Source organism: Paraburkholderia sp. (assembly GCF_035656215.1).
Classification (GTDB): Bacteria; Pseudomonadota; Gammaproteobacteria; order Burkholderiales; family Burkholderiaceae; genus Paraburkholderia.
This window is the reverse complement of sequence record NZ_DASRSY010000455.1, coordinates 1-2194: the sequence shown is the minus strand read 5'-3', so window position 1 is coordinate 2194 and position 2194 is coordinate 1. Positions and strand designations below refer to the sequence as shown.

General features: G+C 62.0%; 3 protein-coding genes and 1 pseudogene. 1 reads left to right on the top strand and 3 read right to left on the bottom strand.

All coding sequences use genetic code 11. From position 1 onward, the window contains the following. The 3 genes from VFE81_RS26680 to queG form a co-directional block, all read right to left on the bottom strand. A partial coding sequence (locus VFE81_RS26680) for a site-specific integrase (protein ID WP_325047453.1) occupies window positions 1–337 on the bottom strand: 337 nt, incomplete at its 3' end. After that, window positions 334–804 carry a methylated-DNA--[protein]-cysteine S-methyltransferase gene (locus tag VFE81_RS26675; RefSeq protein WP_325047452.1) on the bottom strand — a complete coding sequence of 157 codons (471 nt, stop codon included), beginning with the start codon at window positions 802–804 and terminating at the stop codon, window positions 334–336. The genes VFE81_RS26675 and VFE81_RS26680, both read right to left, overlap by 4 nt. A 28-nt stretch (window positions 805–832) precedes the next feature. Then, window positions 833–2074 carry a tRNA epoxyqueuosine(34) reductase QueG gene (gene queG / locus VFE81_RS26670; protein WP_325047451.1) on the bottom strand — a complete coding sequence of 414 codons (1242 nt, stop codon included), beginning with the start codon at window positions 2072–2074 and terminating at the stop codon, window positions 833–835. Between the two features lie 17 nt (window positions 2075–2091). Between queG and VFE81_RS26665 the strand changes: the two are divergent. Further along, window positions 2092–2194 (top strand): annotated as a pseudogene (locus tag VFE81_RS26665) (tRNA (adenosine(37)-N6)-threonylcarbamoyltransferase complex ATPase subunit type 1 TsaE); the annotation flags it as partial.

Sequence of the window (2194 nt, the reverse complement as noted above, 5' to 3'; positions counted from 1 at the left end):
GCACCGTCGGATCGACCTTCGCGCGATGTTCGCGCACCGCCCAGCCGTAGTAGCGGCGAAACACCGAGAGCCGCCGGTTCGCCGAGGTGGATTTGTCTTTCTGACGCACCGCGCTATAGGCGTTGAGATCGGCCTCGCTGGCGGTGTCGAGCGACGTGTTGCGGGTTTGCGCGAGCCATTCGCAGAACAGTCGCAGATCGCGCCGGTACGCATCGAGCGTGTTGCGCGACAAACCGTGCTCGAGCCACAACGCGTCGCAGAACGCGTCGATCGAGGCCGAACTCGCCACAAACAAAGGTGACGCGGTCGGCGCGTCTTCAGTCACGGTGTCGCTCATGCGTAGGGAATGCCTTCATGCGCCAGAAGCCAGCGCTTGACGTTGCGAAAGAAGCCATCTCCGGCGTGATGCGCGAATCCGCCTATGCCGCTCGCACTGACCACCCGGTGACACGGAATCACGATCGGAAAGTAATTGGAACCGCACGCCTGGCCGACCGCGCGCGGAACACTTCCTAGCTGCCTTGCCAATTGTCCATAGGTCAGTACGACGCCCGGCGGGATGTCGCTGATTGCTTGCCACACGCGTCGCTGAAACGGGGTGCCGACCGCGGCCAGCGGCAATTCGAACTTCGCGGACGCACGCTCGAAATAACGCTCGATCTGCTCCACGGCCTGCTTTGCCAGAAGCGTGTCCGGTACGACGTTCTGCACCGACTCCGGAAGATAGACAATCTCGCGCACGGCCTCGCCTTCGAGGCGGATGCCGACCTTGCCGAACGGTGCATCGATCACTGCGTTGAACATGGTTGCTTGCTCCGTGATTGCCGCTACTTTACGCCGCTTCCAACGCCCATTCCACATGCTCGCGCACCACCGCGGAGGGGTCTTCGGTTCGTAACCTCAGCGCGTGAACAATCGCCTCGCGCGCATCCGCGCTCAAACTTTCCGAAGACGCACGCAGCGCATTACCCATCCCCACCGCCAGATTGCGCAGCCAGCTCTCATAGCCGATGCGGCGAATCGCACTTCCCTGCATGCGCGTATCGAACTCGTCGGCGGACCATGCAAACAATTCGACCAGCGTCGCGCGATCGAGCCCGTGCCGCACGTCGAAATCGGCGACCGGCGCGGCTTGCGCAAATTTGTTCCAGGGACAGACGAGCTGGCAATCGTCGCAGCCGTACACACGATTACCGATTAACGGCCGCATTTCCAGGGGAATATTGCCCTTCAACTCGATCGTCAGGTATGAGATGCAGAGACGTGCATCGACCTTATAGGGCGCCACGATCGCTCCCGTCGGGCATGCGCCGATGCAACGCGTACAACTGCCGCAATGCGAGCCCGGCGTTTCGGGCGCGTCGTCGGGCGACGTCTCGGCATCGGTCGGCAACGGCACATCGACGTAGATTTCGCCGAGGAAAAACAGCGAACCAGCATCGCGTTGCAGCAGCAGCGTGTGCTTGCCGCGCCAACCGATCCCGGCCTTCTGGGCAAGTTCTACTTCGAGCACCGGCGCCGAATCGGTAAATACGCGGTAGCCAAATGCACCGATCTCCGCCTCGATTCTCTCGGCCAGATGTTGCAGACGGTTACGCATCACCTTGTGATAATCGCGACCCCGCGCATAGATCGACACCACCGCCGCCGACGGGTCCGCAAGCCGTGCATGCTCGGCTGCGCGCCAGTCAAGCGGCGCGAGCGGCGAGTCCTGCAAAGCGCTTTCGTGCCCCTTTCCACTCAATGTCTGAGCGGGCAAATAGTCGATGCGCGCGGTAATCACACGTCGCGTTCCGGCCACAAGCTCGGCGGGCCGCGCGCGTTTCATGCCGTGTTTCGCCATATAATCCATCTCGCCGTGGCAACCCGCGTCCAGCCATGCTGCAAGCGGTGCTTCGGCAGCGGAGAGATCGGTGTCGCTGATACCGATTGCCCCGAAACCCAGTTCACGGCCCCACGTTTTGATGTTGAGCGCGAGCGCATTCAGCGCCGTTTCATCGAAATGACGCTCGGCACGCACATCGTCGTTAGACGCAGGCGCGCAGGAAACAGGGGACTCCGGACTTCGGTTCATCACGCCATTTTACGAGAATGCCTGTCAACCCTGATTTCGCGATCCAACCGCCCGCCGATATCCTGCTCGAACGCACCTTTGCGCTCGCGGACGAGGCCGCCACCCATGCATTCGGGGAGC